The organism is Streptomyces sp. NBC_00988, assembly GCF_045162645.1.
Taxonomy (GTDB): Bacteria; Actinomycetota; Actinomycetes; order Streptomycetales; family Streptomycetaceae; genus Streptomyces.
Genome location: NZ_CP108730.1, coordinates 5,721,493 through 5,738,244, shown reverse-complemented (window position 1 = coordinate 5,738,244; position 16,752 = coordinate 5,721,493). Strand labels below are relative to the sequence as shown.

14 protein-coding genes are annotated in these 16,752 nt (G+C 70.5%); 7 read left to right on the top strand and 7 right to left on the bottom strand.

All coding sequences use genetic code 11. The features are described 5' to 3' along the window. Nucleotides 1-184 precede the first annotated feature (184 nt). The 7 genes from serC to OG496_RS26000 form a co-directional block, all read right to left on the bottom strand. Entirely contained in the window at nt 185-1,303 is a 1,119-nt protein-coding gene (gene serC / locus OG496_RS26030) for a phosphoserine transaminase (protein ID WP_399396117.1), read from the bottom strand. 108 nt (nt 1,304-1,411) lie between these two features. Continuing rightward, the gene (locus tag OG496_RS26025; protein ID WP_405972596.1) at nt 1,412-2,638 is read right to left on the bottom strand and encodes a cytochrome P450; all 1,227 of its coding nucleotides are present in this window, start codon (nt 2,636-2,638) and stop codon (nt 1,412-1,414) included. A 100-nt stretch (nt 2,639-2,738) separates the two neighbouring features. After that, nucleotides 2,739-3,944 carry a cytochrome P450 gene (locus OG496_RS26020; protein ID WP_405972595.1) on the bottom strand — a complete coding sequence of 402 codons (1,206 nt, stop codon included), beginning with the start codon at nt 3,942-3,944 and terminating at the stop codon, nt 2,739-2,741. Beyond that, nucleotides 3,941-4,594, bottom strand: a complete 654-nt coding sequence (locus tag OG496_RS26015) for an ATP/GTP-binding protein (protein WP_366496822.1) — start codon at nt 4,592-4,594, stop codon at nt 3,941-3,943. The genes OG496_RS26020 and OG496_RS26015 overlap by 4 nt, the downstream gene beginning before the upstream one ends. Further along, nucleotides 4,575-4,919 (bottom strand): DUF742 domain-containing protein, encoded by a 345-nt coding sequence (locus OG496_RS26010; RefSeq protein WP_366496823.1) that lies wholly within the window; start codon nt 4,917-4,919, stop codon nt 4,575-4,577. Before OG496_RS26010 ends, OG496_RS26015 begins: the two co-directional genes overlap by 20 nt. Then, nucleotides 4,919-5,323 (bottom strand): roadblock/LC7 domain-containing protein, encoded by a 405-nt coding sequence (locus OG496_RS26005; RefSeq protein ID WP_329251992.1) that lies wholly within the window; start codon nt 5,321-5,323, stop codon nt 4,919-4,921. The genes OG496_RS26010 and OG496_RS26005 overlap by 1 nt, the downstream gene beginning before the upstream one ends. Continuing rightward, entirely contained in the window at nt 5,320-7,029 is a 1,710-nt protein-coding gene (locus OG496_RS26000) for an ATP-binding protein (protein WP_405972594.1), read from the bottom strand. Before OG496_RS26000 ends, OG496_RS26005 begins: the two co-directional genes overlap by 4 nt. A gap of 267 nt (nt 7,030-7,296) precedes the next feature. Here OG496_RS26000 and OG496_RS25995 point away from each other — a divergent pair, with 267 nt between their 5' ends. The 7 genes from OG496_RS25995 (at nt 7,297) to OG496_RS25965 (ending at nt 15,836) form a co-directional block, all read left to right on the top strand. After that, on the top strand, nt 7,297-7,599 hold the full coding sequence (locus tag OG496_RS25995; RefSeq protein ID WP_405972593.1) for a hypothetical protein: 303 nt from the start codon (nt 7,297-7,299) through the stop codon (nt 7,597-7,599). Continuing rightward, complete coding sequence (locus OG496_RS25990) at nt 7,518-10,277, top strand: FAD-binding and (Fe-S)-binding domain-containing protein (protein ID WP_405972592.1); 2,760 nt, start codon at nt 7,518-7,520, stop codon at nt 10,275-10,277. The genes OG496_RS25995 and OG496_RS25990 overlap by 82 nt, the downstream gene beginning before the upstream one ends. After that, nucleotides 10,274-11,035: a metallophosphoesterase family protein gene (locus OG496_RS25985; protein ID WP_405972591.1), complete on the top strand. Its 762-nt coding sequence runs from the start codon at nt 10,274-10,276 to the stop codon at nt 11,033-11,035. The genes OG496_RS25990 and OG496_RS25985 overlap by 4 nt, the downstream gene beginning before the upstream one ends. Before the next feature lie 52 nt (nt 11,036-11,087). Next, nucleotides 11,088-12,215 carry a lipid II:glycine glycyltransferase FemX gene (locus tag OG496_RS25980; protein WP_405972590.1) on the top strand — a complete coding sequence of 376 codons (1,128 nt, stop codon included), beginning with the start codon at nt 11,088-11,090 and terminating at the stop codon, nt 12,213-12,215. A 267-nt stretch (nt 12,216-12,482) separates the two neighbouring features. Further along, on the top strand, nt 12,483-12,614 hold the full coding sequence (locus OG496_RS25975) for a hypothetical protein (protein ID WP_405972589.1): 132 nt from the start codon (nt 12,483-12,485) through the stop codon (nt 12,612-12,614). 104 nt (nt 12,615-12,718) lie between these two features. Next, the gene (locus OG496_RS25970; RefSeq protein ID WP_405972588.1) at nt 12,719-14,779 is read left to right on the top strand and encodes an ABC transporter ATP-binding protein; all 2,061 of its coding nucleotides are present in this window, start codon (nt 12,719-12,721) and stop codon (nt 14,777-14,779) included. A 199-nt stretch (nt 14,780-14,978) separates the two neighbouring features. After that, the gene (locus OG496_RS25965; protein ID WP_405976708.1) at nt 14,979-15,836 is read left to right on the top strand and encodes an EamA family transporter; all 858 of its coding nucleotides are present in this window, start codon (nt 14,979-14,981) and stop codon (nt 15,834-15,836) included. Nucleotides 15,837-16,752: the final 916 nt, after the last annotated feature.

The following is a 16,752-nucleotide window of genomic DNA, read 5'->3' as shown; positions in this document are numbered from 1 at the left end:
GGGAGTTGTCTCCTGTGTGTTCGCTGTTACTCGGCTGTGGCGTGGGGGTGTTTTGTCCGGGTTGCTGGTTCACCTGGACTTCGGCCGCGGGCTGCCCCGCATTGCCCTACGACGCCGAAGGGCGCCCCGCGGTCGATCCGCAGGGCGCCCTTCGGCGTCGTAGAACAGTGCTACTGGACGGCGACTACAGCTTCTCGATGACGTAGTCGACGCACTTCGTCAGCGCCTCGACGTCCGCCGGGTCGATCGCCGGGAACATCGCCACGCGGAGCTGGTTGCGGCCGAGCTTGCGGTACGGCTCGGTGTCGACGATGCCGTTCGCGCGGAGCACCTTCGCCACGGCCGCCGCGTCGATCTCGTCGGCGAAGTCGATCGTGCCGATGACCTGCGAGCGCTTGGTGGGGTCGGACACGAACGGGGTCGCGTACTTCGACTCCTCCGCCCAGCTGTACAGACGGCTCGACGAGTCCTTCGTGCGGGCCGTCGACCAGGCCAGGCCGCCCTGGCCGTTGATCCACTCCAGCTGCTCGTTGAGGAGGAACAGGGTGGACAGCGCAGGGGTGTTGTACGTCTGGTTCTTGCGGGAGTTGTCGATCGCCGTCGGGAGCGAGAAGAACTCGGGTACGTGGCGGCCGGACGCGTGGATGCGCTCGGCGCGCTCGATCGCGGCGGGGGAGAAGACGCCGATCCACAGGCCGCCGTCGGAGGCGAAGGACTTCTGCGGGGCGAAGTAGTAGACGTCCGTCTCGGCGATGTCGACCGGGAGGCCGCCCGCGCCCGACGTGGCGTCGACGAGGACGAGGGCGCCTTCGTCGGCGCCCGCGACGCGCTTGATCGGGGCCGCGACGCCCGTCGACGTCTCGTTGTGCGTGTACGCGTACACGTCCACGCCCGCCTCGGCGGCCGGCTCCGGGTGCGTGCCCGGGTCGGAGGAGATGACCGTCGGCTCGGCCAGCCACGGCGCCAGCTTGGCCGCCTTCGCGAACTTCGAGCTGAACTCGCCGAAGGTCAGGTGCTGGGACTTGCTGTCGATCAGGCCGTGGGTCGCGACGTCCCAGAAGGCCGTCGAACCGCCGTTGCCGAGGACGACCTCGTAGCCCTCGGGCAGCGAGAACAGCGCGGAGACGCCCTCACGCACCTTGCCGACCAGGTTCTTGACCGGGGCCTGGCGGTGGGACGTACCCAGCAGAGACGTACCGGTGGCGGCCAGCGCGTCCAGCGCCTCCGTCCGCACCTTGGAGGGGCCAGCGCCGAAACGTCCGTCGGCGGGCTTGATGTCAGCGGGAATCTCGATATCAGCCACGAGCCGGAGCGTATCTCCTCGGTGAAACCGGACGGAAACGCGTCCGTTCGATGAGACGACCGAGGAGATCACCGGTGAGACGACCCGTCCGGCCCGTGGACAAGTGGATCAGTCGCCCGGTGTCAGCTTTACCGGCAGCTCGAAGATGTCGTTCTGCGTCACCACCGGCTTGTTGCGGAGCTCGGCCGCCGGGACCGCCACGTCCAGGTGCGGGAAGCGCTCGTAGAGGGCCGGGAGCGCCACGTCCGCCTCCAGGCGGGACAGTGCCGCGCCGGGGCAGACGTGCGGGCCGTGGCCGAAGGAGATGTGGCGGTTCTCGCTGGTGCGGGTGATGTCGAACTCGCCCGCCGTCGGCCCGTGGGCCTCCTCGTCGCGGCCGATCGCGGCGTACGACACGATCAGCGCGTCCCCGGCCGGGAGGACCTTGTCGCCGACCTGGACGTCCTCCGTGGCGAAGCGGATCAAGACGTGCGAGGTGGGCGTCGAGTGGCGCAGGGTCTCCTCGATCACCGAGGACCAGTCGGCCTCGCCGGCCAGCACCAGGGCGCGCTGGACCGGGTGCTTCGACAGGTTGACGACCGTGTTGACGATCAGCGAGATCGTCGTCTCATGGCCGGCCGCGACCATCAACTGGAGCGTGGAGACGATCTCCTCGTCGGTGAGGTGGTCGCCGTTCTCGGACGCCGCGATCAGGGCGGAGGTCAGGTCGTCGCCGGGTTCGGCGCGCTTGGCCGCGACCGTCGCGGCCATGATGCCCGCGAGTTCCGTGAGGGTGGCGATCACCTCGGCCGGCGGCGTCTGCGTCGAGAAGAACTTCTCGAACAGCTCCTTCAGGCGCGGGAGTTGGTCCTCCGCTATGCCCATGAGGTCGGCGATGACGTACATGGGGAGCGGGTACGCGAACGCCGCCTTCAGGTCGACCTCGTCCCCGTCCAGGCCGTCGAGCAGGCCTTGCGTCCGCTTGGCGATCCGCTCCCGCATCTGCTCCACCCGGCGCGGGGTGAGCGCCTGCGCGACCAGCGTGCGCATCCGGCGGTGGTCCGCGCCGTCCACGGTCAGCATCGAACGGCCCGGGTTCGCGAGCCCGATCAGCGGCCAGTCCGCGGGGATCTCGCCGCGCTGCCAGGCACCCCAGACGTTGATGTCCTTCACCAGCCGCGGATCCGTGAGCAGCTGTTTCGCCTCGGCGTGCCGCGTCACCGCCCACACGGGCACGCCACCGGGCAGTTCTACGGCGGCCAGCGGACCGGCCTCGCGAAGCCTCGCGCTCTCGCCGTCCAGGTCGCCGACGAACGGGTCGAGGACGATACGGGTCTCTTCGGTACCGGTGCTCATGCGGGAGTGCCTCCAGGGCAGGGCTCAAAGAGCAGGGGTCAAAGGGGGACAGGTCTCGAAGGGGGAGCTGGGATCAAAGGGGGGGCTCGAAGGGCGGAACTCAGAGCGCGGCGACGGGCGTGAACCGCACCGGCAGTTCCGTCAGCCCCCGCAGCCACGGCGACGGTCTCCGCGTCAGGGACTCGGCCGGTACCGCCAGGTCGATGTCCGGCAGCCGGTCCAGCACCACCTCGATCCCCGTCCGCGCGATCACCTCGGCCACCTCCTGCGCCGGGAACGGACACCGGTGCTCCCCGTGCCCGAAGGAGAAGTGCGCGTTGTTGCCGCCGGTGAGGGCGGAGCCGTCGGTGCGGACCTGGGGGTCGGAGTTGGCGCCCTGGAGGCCGAGGAGGAGCAGGTCGCCGGCGCGGATGCGGCGACCGCCGAGCTGGGTGTCGCGGGAGGCCCAGCGCCCGGCCACGTTCTGCGTCGGGGTGTCCTCCCACAGGACCTCGTTCATCGCCTCGGCGACACTGTTGCGGCCGCCGAAGAGGGAGGCCGCGAAACGGTCGTCGGTCAGCATCAGCCGCAGCGAGTTGCCGATCCAGTCGGCGGTCGGCTGGTGACCGGCCGCCATCATCACCATCAAGTCCTGGGCGATCTCGACGTCGTTGAAGCCGGACTCGTGCGTCAGCATCCGCGACACGACGTCGTCCGCCGGCTTCTCCTTCCGGTCGGCCAGCAACTGCCCCATGGACGTGGCCAGATGGGTCTGCCCGGCGATCGCCCGCTCGCGTCCGTCGATCATGTCGTTGAGCGCGGTCACCAGACCGGGACCCTGCTCGTCCCGGAAGCCGTAGAGCCGGGCCAGGACCCGTACCGGCAGCAGCATCGCGTAGTCGCCGACGATGTCCGTCTCGCCCTTGGCGCAGATCCCGTCGATCAGCTCGTCCGCGAACTTCTCTGTGTACGACCGGAGTTCGGACGGGTCCACGGCCTCCAGCGCGTCGCTGATCATGCCGACGCGCTCGCGGTGCCGCTCGCCGACCGTGTAGAGGATCGACGGCTGCTTACGGCCGATCATCGGCAGCAGCGGCCAGTCGTCGGGGATGCCGTCCCACTGGTTCCACAGGTCGGAGTCACGGCTGAACAGGACCGGATCGCCGGTGACTTGGTGCAGCTCGCGGTAGCCGAGCACCAGCCAGGCCGGGATGTCGCCGTCGAGCACCACGGGGGTCACGGCGCCGTGCTCACGCCGCATCTCCCGGTACAGCTGCGCCGGTTCGGTCTGGAACCTGGGTCCACTCAGCGGTACGGGCGCGGTCACAGGGTCAACTCCTGGTGGGGGGAGGGGACTTGGCGGCGGGCGGCGCCCTGGCCGTCGTAACGGCCCCTGGTGTGTTCGTTCTTGACGTGCTCGACCAGGGTGATCAGCACCTGTTTCGCGGACGCGCGGGAGCGGGCGTCGCAGTCCAGGAGGGGGACGTGCGGGTCGAGGTCGAGGGCCTCGCGGATCTGCTGCGGGGCGTAGGTCGGGCCGCCGAAGTCGTTGCAGGCCACGATGAAGGGGGTGCCGTGGTGTTCGAGGCGGTCGATCGCGTACCAGGAGTCGCCGATCCGGCGGGTGTCGACGAGGACGACCGCGCCGAGCGTCCCGGAGAACAGCCGGTCCCAGAGGAACCAGAACCGTTCCTGCCCGGGGGCGCCGAACAGGTACAGCACATTGCGGGCGTCGAGCGTGATGCGGCCGAAGTCGAAGGCGACGGTGGTCGCGGACTTGCCGCGCACCTCGCTGATGTCGTCGACGGCCTCGCCGGCCTTCGTCATCGTCTCCTCGGTGTTGAGGGGACGTATCTCGCTGACCGAGCGGACCAGCGTGGTCTTGCCGACGCCGAAGCCGCCGACGACCACGATCTTCAGGCCGTTGTCGGCGGAGGCACCCAAGGGGGTGCGCGCGTCAGAGGTTGCGGAGTCCAACGAGCACCTGTTCCAGGACGTCGGGATCGAGATCGGCCTTGCGCGGATGGCGGGCGCTGACCCGGCCGGCCGCGAGAAGGTCGGAGAGGAGGATCTTGGTGATGCTCACCGGGAGTCTCAGCTCGGCCGCCAACTCGACGACGGCCGTGGGGTGTTCGGTGATCCGCAGGATCGCCGCGTGCTCCGACTGCATCCCGGTCACCGGATCGCACTCGGCGACCACGAGGGTCACCAGGTCGAACGGGCTGTCCGGGCCGGAACGGGCGCGGCCTCCGGTGAGCGTGTAGAGGCGGTCGGGTGAGTCGTCCCTGCCGGGGCGGCTCATCACGTACGGGGTTCCGCGCGGAGGTGCTCGCCGAGCTGTTCGACCAGCTCGCTCATGTTGTGCCCGATCAGCCCCGCGTCCGCGTCCTCGGTGGTGACGAGGGCCAGGTGCGCGCCCTCGCCCGCCTCGACGATGAACAGCACCCCGCCGTAGAACTCGGTCATCGCGGAGCGCACACCCCCGCTGCCGTCCCCGAACTCCACCGACGCGCCGTGCGACAGCGACTGGATCCCGGCGGCGATCGCCGCGAGCTGGTCGGCCTGGTCGACGGAGAGTTCGGGCGTCCGGCACAGCTTCAGGCCGTCGCGGGACAGCACGAGCGCGTGCCGCGCGCCCGGGGTGCGCTCCAGGAGGCCCTCGATGAGCCAGGTGAGCTTCTCGTCGGCGGTCGTCGTGCCGGTCATGAGGTGGGGTTGCCTTCCGAGTGGGAGAGGGAGGGGGTGGGCTCTGCTGATACGGGGCTGTCCGCGTCGGTGCCGGACGAGCGCGTGCCCTGGTCGGTCGCCGCCTCGCGTACGGCCTGGCGGAAGCTGTTGAAGCGGGCGGTGCGGGCGAGGGTGTCGTCGGCCGAGGGGGCGGGGTGCGTCGTCTCGGGCACCGGGGACTCCGCACGCGCGCGTGCACGCTCGGCCTCCGCGAGTGCCTGACCCCGGCGCCGCTTGGGCAGGCCTTCGGGCAACGCGTTCGCTACGTCCATCACGGCATCGGCCGGGGCACCGCGGTCCGGCGACTCGTGCGTGGGCACCGGGTCCGGGTCCAGGTCGGCGACGGTGCGCCCGGCGGCGTAGGACATCCACGGATGGTCCCGGACGGAGGCCGCGGGCTCGGGAACTGCCTCCGGATCCACCGGTGTCGATGTCGACGACGACGGCTCGGGAAGGTCGAGGGACACCTGCGGCGTCGGCGCGTCCTGGGGCACCAGGATGTCCTGCGGTACGAGCATCAGGACGCCGGTGCCACCCCGCGCGGAAGGCCGGTACGACACCTTCAGGCCGTACTTGCGGGCCAGCCGCCCGACGACCGCGAGGCCCAGCCGGGTGCCGGTGAGACCGCCCAGCTCGGTGGAGTCGCCGGAGACGGCCCGCTCGGCGCGGCGCAGCTGGATGTCGCCCATGACCAGGCCGCTGTCCTCCACCGAGAGGATGACCCCGGCGGGCACTTCTTCTACGTAGACATGCACTTCGGCGCTCGGCGGCGAGAAGTTCGCGGCGTTGTCGAGGAGTTCGGCGAGCGCGTGCATCACGCCCTCGGCCGCGTGCCCGGCGACGGCGGTGTCGCTCGCGGAGTGCACGCGCACGCGTTGATAGCCGCTGATACGGCCCATCGCGCCCCGCAGGATCGACTCCATGGCGATGGGACGGGCCCAACGGCGGCCGGAGCGCGCGCCCGTGAGGACGGCGACGGAGTCGGCGAGACGGCCCGCCTGCGCGGTGCGGTGGTCGAGGTGGAGCAGGTCGGCGAGGACGTCCTCGTCCGAGTGCCGCTCCTCCATGGAGCGCAGGTCGGCGAGCATGCCGGTGGCCAGCGCCTGCATCCGGCCCGCCGCGTTGGCGGTCGCGGAGAGCGCGGCGGCACGCTCGTGGGAGTCGCGGCGGGCCCGCTCGGCCAGCTGCTTGTTCTCGGCGCTCAGCCGGGCGCGCTCCAGCTCGCTCTCGTCCGTGAGGCGGCTGCGTTCCTCCGCGAAGGAGGTGGTGAGCCGCATGCGCTCCTGGGAGAAGTCGGAGGTCAACCGGGAGCGTTCCTGCGAGAGTTCCGCGGTCAGCCGGGCCCGCTCGTGGGTCAGCTCCTCGGTCAGCTGCACGCGCTCCCGGTCGAAGTCCGTGCTCAGCCGGGCCCGTTCCTGCAGCAGCCGCCCCGCGTCCAGGGTGACGGCCTCAAGACGGCGGCGGGTGATCCGGGCCGTCTGGTACGCGTGCGTGGCGAGCGCGACGGCCGCGCACAGCAGCAGCGCGCCGGCACCGGCACCGCAGGCGACCGCGAGGCGCTTCGAGCCGGGGGTCACATAGACCGCGCCGGCGACCGCGAGCCCGGCCAGTACGGCGGTGAACAGGGGGACGGGGGCGACGGTGCGGAAGGTGGGTCGTTCGCCGGGAAGTATGGGGGCGGTCATGAAGGGGGTCCTCGGTCGGGTCCTCGGGCGTCTTTGGTCGTGGTCCTCAGTCGTCCTCGGTCGTGTCCTCGGGGGGTGCTCGTCGGGTTCCTGGGCGAGAAGCGACTCCGGGTGCTCAACTGGCTGTCACTATATGAGAGTTAGTGATCGAACTGGGGAGGTTCTGGATGCGTTTACAGAATCGGTGCCCTGTGGGTGCGAAGTTTCCCGGAACGTTTCGCCAGATGCCGGACGGTCACTGTCAGTGGTCGGGTGCATGCTGGGGGCATGGCTGATCTTCAGGTGGACCTTCGGGCGGGAGCGGCGGGAGCGGCGGAACTGGCGGCCGTCCAGGCACAGCTGCGCGGGACCGTCCGGGGCGAGGTCGGTTTCGACGTCACGTCCAGGGCGCTGACGACCATGGACGCGTCCAACTACCGACGCGTGCCCCTGGGTGTCGTAGCGCCCCGTGACGCCGACGACGTGGCGGCGACGCTCGCGGCCTGCCGGTGGTGGCACGCGGCGGCGGCACGTCCATCGCCGGCCAGGCGACGGGCACGGGCGTGGTCCTGGACTTCACCCGCCACATGAACGGACTGGTGTCCCTGGACCCCGCCTCCCGTACGGCGGTCGTCCAGCCCGGCCTGGTCCTCGACCGCCTCCAACAGGCCGCCGCCCCGCACGGTTTGCGCTTCGGCCCCGACCCCTCGACCCACAGCCGCTGCACCCTCGGCGGCATGATCGGCAACAACTCCTGCGGCTCCCACTCGGTCGCCTGGGGCACGACGGCGGACAGCGTGAGCGAGCTGTCCGTGATCACCGCGCGGGGGGATCTCCTGCACCCCGGCCGCGACTGGGCGGGCGCCCCGGAGGGCCTACGGCCGCTCGTGGACGCCGAGTTGGCCCGCCTGCGCACCGGCTTCCCGGACCTCCCCCGCCGCATCTCGGGCTACGCCCTGGACGCCCTCCTCCCCGAGAACGGCGCGGACGTGGCCCGCTCCTTCTGCGGCAGCGAGGGCACGCTGGGCATCCTCACGGAGGCGGTCGTACGACTCGTCGAGGCACCCCGCGCGCGTGCGTTGGCGGTACTCGGTTACGCCGACGAGAGCGCGGCGGCGGAGGCGGCGGCGGGGCTCCTGCCTTGTGCGCCGCTCACCGTCGAGGGCATGGCGGCCGACCTGGTCCGCTCCACGGCCGACCTCCCCCGAGGCGGCGCCTGGCTGTTCGTCGAGACCGGCGGCGACACGGAGGCGGAGGCACGCGCGCGTGCGGAGACCATCGTCCGCGCGGCCGACGTCCTCGACTCCCTGGTGGTGACCGACCCGTCGAGCCAGCGCGCGTTGTGGCGCATCCGCGAGGACGCGAGCGGTACGGCGACGAGGATGCCGGACGGCTCGGAGGCGTGGCCGGGCTGGGAGGACTGCGCGGTGCCGCCGGCCCGACTGGGCGCGTACCTACGGGACTTCAGAGGGTTGCTGGTCGAACACGGCCTACGGGGAACGCCGTACGGCCACTTCGGGGACGGCTGCATCCACGTCCGCATCGACTTCGACCTGCTGACGGAGGCGGGGGTGGCCCGCTTCCGCGGCTTCTCGGAGGAGCTGGCGGAGTTGGTGGCGGCCCACGGTGGCTCGCTCTCCGGAGAACACGGGGACGGACAGGCGCGCGCGGAACTCCTCCCGAAGATGTACGGCGCCGAGATGGTGACCCTGTTCGAGCGCGCGAAGGGGGTGTGGGACCCGGACGACCTCCTCAACCCCGGGATGCTGGTGAGGCCGGCCCCGCTCGACACGAACCTCCGCTTCTCGGTGCTCCCGCGTGAGCCGGTGGACGTGGTGTTCGGCTACCCGTCCGACGGCGGGGACTTCTCGGCGGCGGTACGGCGGTGCGTGGGGGTGGCCAAGTGCCGTACGACAGAGGTGTCGGGACCGTCGGTGATGTGCCCGTCGTTCCGCGCGACGGGCGAGGAGGCGCACTCCACGCGCGGGCGTGCCCGACTCCTCCACGAGATGCTCGCGGGCGAACTCGTCACCGACGGCTGGCGGTCGACGGAGGTCCGGGACGCGCTGGACCTGTGCCTGTCCTGCAAGGGCTGCCGCACGGACTGCCCGGTCGGGGTCGACATGGCCACGTACAAGGCGGAGTTCCTGCACCACCACTACGAGGGGCGACGACGGCCCGCGGCCCACTACGCGATGGGGTGGCTGCCGCGCTGGCTGCGGCTGGTGGAGCGGACGCGTACGGCGTGGCTAGTCAACTCCCTTGCTTCTGTACGGCCGTTGGCGGCGCTGGCGAAGAGGTTGGGCGGGATCGCGGGGGAGCGGAGGATTCCGAGGGTGGCGAGGGTGACGTTCACCCGGTGGTCGAAGCGATGGTTCAGGGCGAAGACGCGGGGGATGCGTGCCGACTGGCGGGCGGGCCGGGAACCCGAGCGTCCCCGGGGCGGCGCCGTCATGGTCTGGCCGGACACCTTCACCGAGCACCTCTCACCGTCGGTGGGAATGGCGGCCGTGCGCGTACTGGAGGCGGCCGGGCTCTTCGTGGTGCCCATGCCGACGAAGACCTTCGGCGCGAGGGAGTTGCCGGACGAGGACGGCGACGGCGCTGCGTACACCTTCAGCCCCTGGAAGGCCCGCCGAGTCCGCGTCTGCTGCGGCCTGACCTACGTGTCGACCGGCCAACTCGACCGCGCCCGCGCGGTGTTGCGCGACACGCTGGACCTGCTGGATGTGTTCCTGAGCCCTGACCTGCCCGACATGGACGAGGTTCCGGCGTACTTCGTCGTCCTGGAGCCGAGCTGCGCGGCGGCCCTCCGCGCGGACCTCCCCGAACTGCTGCCCGACGATCCCCGCGCGGCCCGCCTCGCCGCCAGGGTCCTCACCTTCGCCGAGGCCCTGGAACGCCTCGCCCCCGGCTGGACCCCACCCCGCATCGACCGCCCCACGGTCGGCCAGACCCACTGCCACCAGCACGCGGTCCTGGGCGACGCCCCCGACCGCCGCCTGCGCGAGGCGGCCGGCCTGGCGGGCGAACTGGCGGGCGGCTGCTGCGGGTTGGCAGGCAACTTCGGCTTCGAGAAGGGCCACTACGAGGTGTCGACGACATGCGCGGAGGAACAACTCCTCCCGGCGGTACGCCAGGCACCGCAGGACGCGGTGATCCTGGCGGACGGCTTCTCGTGCCGTACACAGTTGGAGCAGCTGGCGGGGGTACGGGGCCGGCATCTCGCGGAGGTACTGGCGGACGCGCTGGACGGAGAAGGGAAGTGACCGACGAACTGGGCCGAGTCGCCGTCCTCTCCGACATCCACGGCGTGCTCCCCGCCCTGGAAGCGGTCCTCGCCGAACCGGAGGTGGCCGCCGCCGACCGCATCGTCCTCACCGGAGACATCACGGCGGGCCCCCAACCGGCGGAAGTAGTAGACCTGTTGCGTGCGCAGGCCGACCGAGTGCTGTGGATCTCGGGCAACGCGGACCGCGAACTGGTCGAGTACCGCAGGGGCGAACGCGACGACATCCCCGACCCGATCGCCCCGTACGCGGCGACCGCCCTCCGCCCCGACCAGGTCGACTTCCTGGCCACCCTCCCCAAGACACTCACCCTCCCGATCCGCGGCCTGGGCAGGGTCCTCTTCTGCCACGCGACTCCCCGGGACGACGAGGAAGTCGTCCTGGTCGACTCCCGCCCCGCCCGCTGGACGGAGGTCCTCACCGGCCTCGACGACGACATCCGCACGATCGTCTGCGGCCACACCCACATGCCGTACATCCGCCTCGCCCACGGCCGCCTGATCGTCAACCCCGGCAGCGTCGGCATGCCGTACGGCCGCACCGGCGCCCACTGGTGCCTGCTCGGCCCCGGCACGGACCTCCGTGTGACGCCGTACGACATTCCGGCGGCGATCACCCGCCTCACCCGCGAGTCCGGCTACCCGGAGATCGCGGAGTGGGCGGACTACTTCCTCAACGCGCGGGCGTCGGACACGGAGGCGCTGGAGACCTTCGGACCCCGGGACGGACGCGGGTGACTGCCTAGGCTGGCCGTTCGATCACGGTTTCGATCCGTCAGGGAGCCCGCGTATGACCAACCTCCGTCTCCGCCCCATCACCTCCGCCGAACACCTCGCGTTCATCGCCGCCCGCCCCTCCGCCAGCCATATGCAGGTGCCGTCGTGGGGTGCGGTGAAGCCCGACTGGCGGGCGGAGAGTCTGGGGTGGTTCGAGGAGGCGAGTGGGCAACTGGTCGGGGTGGGGCTGGTGTTGTACCGGCCCGTGCCCAAACTCAAGAAGTATCTCGCGTACCTGCCCGAGGGGCCGGTGATCGACTGGCACGACGCCGATCTCGACCGCTGGCTCGACCCGATGCTCGCGCACCTCAAGTCGCAGGGCGCGTTCACGGTGAAGATGGGCCCGCCCGTCGTCGTACGCCGCTGGAGCGCGGACGCGGTGAAGGCCGCGATCGCCGACCCGGACGCGCGGCGGCTGAAGGACGCCGCGCCCACGTCGTACGAACCCCGTGCCTACGAGGTCGCCGACCGCCTGCGCCGCGCGGGCTGGCAGCAGACGGAACCCGGGGGAGAGGACGGCTTCGCGGCCGGGCAGCCCCGGTACGTGTTCCAAGTGCCGTTCGCGGGGCGGCCGTTGGACGAGATCCACCGCGGCCTCAACCAGCAGTGGCGGCGCAACATCAAGAAGGCCGAGAAGGCCGGCGTGAAGGTGGTCCAGGGCGGTTACGACGAACTCCCCGCCTTCTACGAGCTGTACGCCGAGACCGCCGAGCGCGACCGTTTCATCCCGCGCCCGCTGCCCTACTTCCAGCGCATGTGGACCGCCCTCACCGCCGAACACCCCGACCGCATGCGCCTCTACCTCGCCCACCACGACGGCGAGATCCTCGCCGCGGCCACGATGCTGACGGTCGGCCGGCACGTCTGGTACTCCTACGGCGCCTCCACCAGCCGCCGCCGCGAGGTGCAGCCCAACAACGCGATGCAGTGGCGCATGATGACCGACGCCCACCAACTCGGCGCGGCCGTATACGACTTCAGGGGCATCACCGACACCCTGGAGGAGTCCAACCACCTGCTGGGGCTGCTGCGTTTCAAGGCCGGCGCGGGTGGAGAGGCCGTCGAGTACCTGGGGGAGTGGGACTTCCCCCTCAACCGGTTGCTGCACAAGGCGCTGGACCTCTACATGGCGCGCCGCTGAGGGGCGGAGGGCCTCAGACAGGCCCTCGCCTGAGGGCGGAAGCACAGGTTCATTAAGGCTGCTCTCAGCTTTATCAGAGAACTCTCAGGTTCACCGCCGTAACTCAGGATTCACAAAGGTATTCACAGCACCTGCTTGCCGTTCGCTTGCCTAATTTGCCGCGCCTTGGCGTCGGGCGCGTGTAAGTTCATCCGTGTCGGGAATTCCCCGGGCGGTAAAACGCCCGACTTTGACGCACAATCCACTGCACAACCCAAGGAGTACGGAATGAGCCTCAAGAAGCTCGCCCCGCTTTCGCCGAAGCCCCAGTCGAAGCAGCTCCCGACGCCGCCCCCGAAGCCGCGCAAGAAGCACCAGCCCAAGCCGCTGCCGAAGCCGCTGCCCGGCCAGGACAGCTGAACCGGCAGTAGAAGAGGGCCGACCCACGCAGTCGGCCCTCTTTTCTTTCCCGAATTCGAAAATCCAAAGAATTCTGATGACGGAAAGCGAAGGGGATCATGGGCGTGGATGCCGATCTGAATACGGATGGTGAAGACCTCGAATACGACGAGGACTACGGAACTCCCACCATTCCCGCCCGCACCGCTTTCCGTCGTTTCTGGCCGCTGACCCGCGGTCTCAGACGCTGGCTGGTCCTCGTCTGGGTGTGCACGGTGATCGGCGCGCTCGCCGAGACCGAGGCCATCCTCCTCTTCGCCGACCTCACCGACCGAGCCCTCGCGAAGGGCTCACTGAGCGCGTTCTGGAGCCCCGCCGCGAAGTGGCTGGGCGTCGCGATCGTCGGCGCGTTCGTCTCGTACGCCGGCAACTCCCTTGCCGCCTGGGCCACCGAACGCTTCGTGATGAGACTGCGCGAGCATGTCTTCGACCACGTACAGCAGTTGCCGCCGCACTTCTTCCAACGGCACCGCCAGGGCGACCTGTTGTCCCGCCTGACCGGCGACGTCGAGGCGATCGAGACCCTCGTCGTGTCCGGCGTCATCGGCACCGCGTCCGCGCTCTTCTCCGCCCTCTTCTACGCCGCCGCCGCGTTCTGGCTGCGCTGGGACCTGGCCGCCGCCACCTTCGTCCTCGCCCCCCTCTTCTGGCTCGCGGCCCGCCGCTTCTCCGGCTCCATCAAGGACGTCTCACGCGAGGGCCGGGTCGCCGACGGCGCGATCACCTCCGTCGTCGAGGAGTCCCTCGGCAACATCGTCCTCACCCAGGCCTACGGCCGCCGCGACGCCGAACGCCGCCGCCTGAACGAGGAGGCCGGAGCCTGGTTCCGGGCCTCCGTCCGCTCGACGCGGCTGAACGAGGCGTACGAGCAACTCGTCGCCGTCATCGAGACCGTGTGCGTGCTCGCCGTCATCGGCATCGGCGCCTGGGAGATCTCCACCGGCCGCATGACCCTGGGCCAACTCCTCGCGTTCTCCGCCTTCTTGGGCTACCTCTACCCGCCCGTCCGCGGCCTGGCCCAACTCGGCCTGACCGTCACGGCCGCCACCGCGGGCGCCGAACGCCTCATCGAGATCCTCGACGTACGCCCGTCCGTCGCCGACCCCGCCCGCGACTCCGAGACAGGCCGCCCCGACGGCACGGTCGAACTCCGCGACGTCACCTTCAGCTACCCGGGCGCGGACAGGATCGCGCTGGAGGGCCTCTCCTTCACCGTCAACCCCGGCGAGCTGGTGATCGTCACCGGCCCCAGCGGCGCCGGCAAGTCCACCGTCTCCAAAATGCTGCTCCGCTTCTACGACCCCGACGCCGGCGACGTCCTCCTCGACGGCGTCCCCCTGCGGGACCTCCCCCTCGCCCGCCTGCGCGAGTACGTGACCCTGCTCCCCCAGGAGACCCTGGTCCTGCACGACACCGTCCGCGCGAACATCGCCTGCGGCCGCCCCGGCGCGAGCGAGCAGGCGATCGTGGACGCGGCGATGGCGGCCGACGCCCACGAGTTCATCCTCCGCCTCCCCGACGGCTACGACACGAAGGTCGACCCCAACTCGGCCCGCCTGTCCGGCGGTCAGCTCCAGCGCCTGGCGATCGCCCGCGCGATCCTGCGCGACGCCCCGGTCCTGGTCCTCGACGAACCGACGACCGGCCTGGACTCGATGGCGGCCCGCCGGGTCGTGAAGCCTCTGCGCCGACTGATGGCGGGCCGTACGACCATCATGATCACCCACGACCTCAACCTCGCCCCCGACGCCGATCGCATCCTGGTCGTGGACCGGGGCCGGATCGTGGAGACGGGCCGGCACGAGGAGCTGATGGCCCGGGGCGGGGCGTACTCGCGGCTGCACCGCTCGCAGAACAACGCGGTGATGGACACCGGGGAGCTGCGGCTGCCGTCGTTCGCCGAGGCGGGGGTTCCGGTGGGAGTGTCGGCGGCGGGCGTGGGTTACGAGTACTCCTCGGCACCGGTCTTCGTCGAGAGCTGGGCGCCGCAGACGTACGAGCCGACGTATCAACCGGCCTACCCGCAGACCGAGTACCCGGAGTACTCCGATCCCCTGTACTCCGATCCCCTCTTCGGGCCCATGCCCACCACCCTCCCCGACGGCCGCCCCCTGTTCCGGGACTAGGCCCAGTGACAGCTGCATAAAGGGTTCTCACACCTGTCGAAGTCCATTACCATGGACCGAGCAGTGCATCGTGATGGACGAATGCGCGCTGAACCGAGCCCTGGAAGCCCCCGTGAGCATCCCCAGTACGTCGACCACCACCCCCGTGGCCAACCCGACTGCCAACCTGACCGCCGACTCGGCCGCGGCGCCGTCCCGCATGGGTTCGCTCGGGCCGGTGGGGCTGGTGCTGGCCGGGGGGATCTCGGTGCAGTTCGGTGGCGCGCTGGCGGTGACGCTGATGCCCAGGGTGGGGGCGCTGGGTGTGGTGACGCTGCGGCTGATGGTGGCCGCGGTGGTTCTCCTCGTCATCTGTCGCCCGAGCCTGCGGGGTCACTCACGGGCGGACTGGAGCACGGTCGTCGTCTTCGGCATCACCATGGCCGCGATGAACGGCCTCTTCTACCAGTCGCTGGCCCGCATCCCCCTGGGCCCGGCGGTGACGCTTGAGGTACTGGGCCCACTCGCCCTCTCCGTCCTGACATCCCGGCGCGCGCTGAACGCGGTATGGGCCGGACTCGCCCTGGCAGGCGTCTTCCTCCTCGGCGGCGGAGGCTTCAGCAGCTTGGACCCTGTAGGTGTGGCCTTCGCCCTGGGGGCCGGCGCCATGTGGGCAACGTACATAGTCTTCAGCGCTCGTACAGGGCGTCGCTTTCCACAAGCTGATGGATTGGCGCTGGCGATGGTCGTGGCGGCGGTGGTGTTTCTGCCGCTTGGCGTCGCGGAGTCAGGCACAAGGTTGCTGAACCCGACGACGATCGCCCTGGGTTCCGCGGTGGCGGTCCTGTCCTCGGTCCTCCCCTACACACTCGAACTCCTGGCCCTGCGCCGCCTCCCCTCCTCCACCTTCGCCATCCTGATGAGCCTGGAACCAGCCGTGGCGGCTACGGCGGGCTTCCTGATCCTCCACCAGGCGCTGTCCGTTCCCGAGGCCATGGCCATCGCGCTGGTCATCGCGGCGAGTATGGGGGCGGTGCGGACACAGGTGGGCCGGGGGAAGGCGAAAGTAGAGGCGTAGGTCGCCGTTGGGCCACTCGCTTCTTGGCCAGTGTCGGGCTTCCGCGGCCCGAGTAAAGGGCGCTCCCTGCGGTCGCGTCGCCTGCGGCGATGGCCCTGCGGGCCACCCTTGACTAGGGCCGCTCCAGCCCGTTTCAGAAGCGAGCGAGCGGCCCGGAGGAACGGGTGGCCAAGGTGGGGAGGCCCGTACCTGTACTGCGTGGCGGGCCGGTGTGGAGGGGTGCGCTCGCGTCTCGCCTGCACACCGGGTGGTCTCAGCGGCTACCGGTCGGTGGGGCGCGCGCTGCCGTCCCGCCCGCACACCGCCTCGGCTCAGCGGCCAACGGTGGGTGGGTGGTTGCGGAAAGCCGGGGGTAAATCTAACCATCGTCATGACCTTTTACCGGTTAGAGAAGATCCCGGCCTCCAGAGATGCCGGGGCCACGACGGGAGGCCGGGGTGGGTGGGTCGGAGAAGTGTGACACTTCTGCTTCGGCTGTCACATTGCTGCGAACCGGGTACCCCGGAGAGGCGTAATCGGCAGATGGGGGCCACCACCCGGGCTGCCGCCCAGTACCGGCCCGGAGTTCTCCTCCGTGTCTGTGGCCCAGAACTGCCTATCACCCACTACTACCTGACTACCTGTTGCCCATGACCCGTTGCTTGTGGGGTCGAGGTCGGTCCCCGCACACACCACCGGCCGGTAGCCGCCAAACCCGCCCGGCACGCAGACGAGACGCGAGCGCGTTCCCCTCACCCCCGGCCACGCCCCCGGCGCCCCTCCTTGCCCCTTGTCCCTTGGCCTGGTGGCGTCTTGCGCAGCAAGTCCCCACCGGCCGACAGCCGCTGAGTCGAGGTGGCGTGCGGGCGAGACGGCAACGAGCCGCCCTCGCCCCCGACCCCGCCCTTGCCGGAAGCCGGGGTCATCTCTAACCGGT

What these genes read in the sequence shown, in the direction of transcription:
- OG496_RS25965 (WP_405976708.1), top strand. Translation starts at nt 14,979, where the DNA reads ATGGGTTCGCTCGGGCCGGTGGGGCTGGTGCTGGCCGGGGGGATCTCG.
- OG496_RS26025 (WP_405972596.1), bottom strand. Translation starts at nt 2,638, where the DNA reads ATGAGCACCGGTACCGAAGAGACCCGTATCGTCCTCGACCCGTTCGTC.
- OG496_RS26000 (WP_405972594.1), bottom strand. Translation starts at nt 7,029, where the DNA reads ATGACCGCCCCCATACTTCCCGGCGAACGACCCACCTTCCGCACCGTC.
- OG496_RS26010 (WP_366496823.1), bottom strand. Translation starts at nt 4,919, where the DNA reads ATGAGCCGCCCCGGCAGGGACGACTCACCCGACCGCCTCTACACGCTC.
- OG496_RS25975 (WP_405972589.1), top strand. Translation starts at nt 12,483, where the DNA reads ATGAGCCTCAAGAAGCTCGCCCCGCTTTCGCCGAAGCCCCAGTCGAAG.
- OG496_RS25995 (WP_405972593.1), top strand. Translation starts at nt 7,297, where the DNA reads ATGGCTGATCTTCAGGTGGACCTTCGGGCGGGAGCGGCGGGAGCGGCG.
- OG496_RS26005 (WP_329251992.1), bottom strand. Translation starts at nt 5,323, where the DNA reads ATGACCGGCACGACGACCGCCGACGAGAAGCTCACCTGGCTCATCGAG.
- OG496_RS25980 (WP_405972590.1), top strand. Translation starts at nt 11,088, where the DNA reads ATGACCAACCTCCGTCTCCGCCCCATCACCTCCGCCGAACACCTCGCG.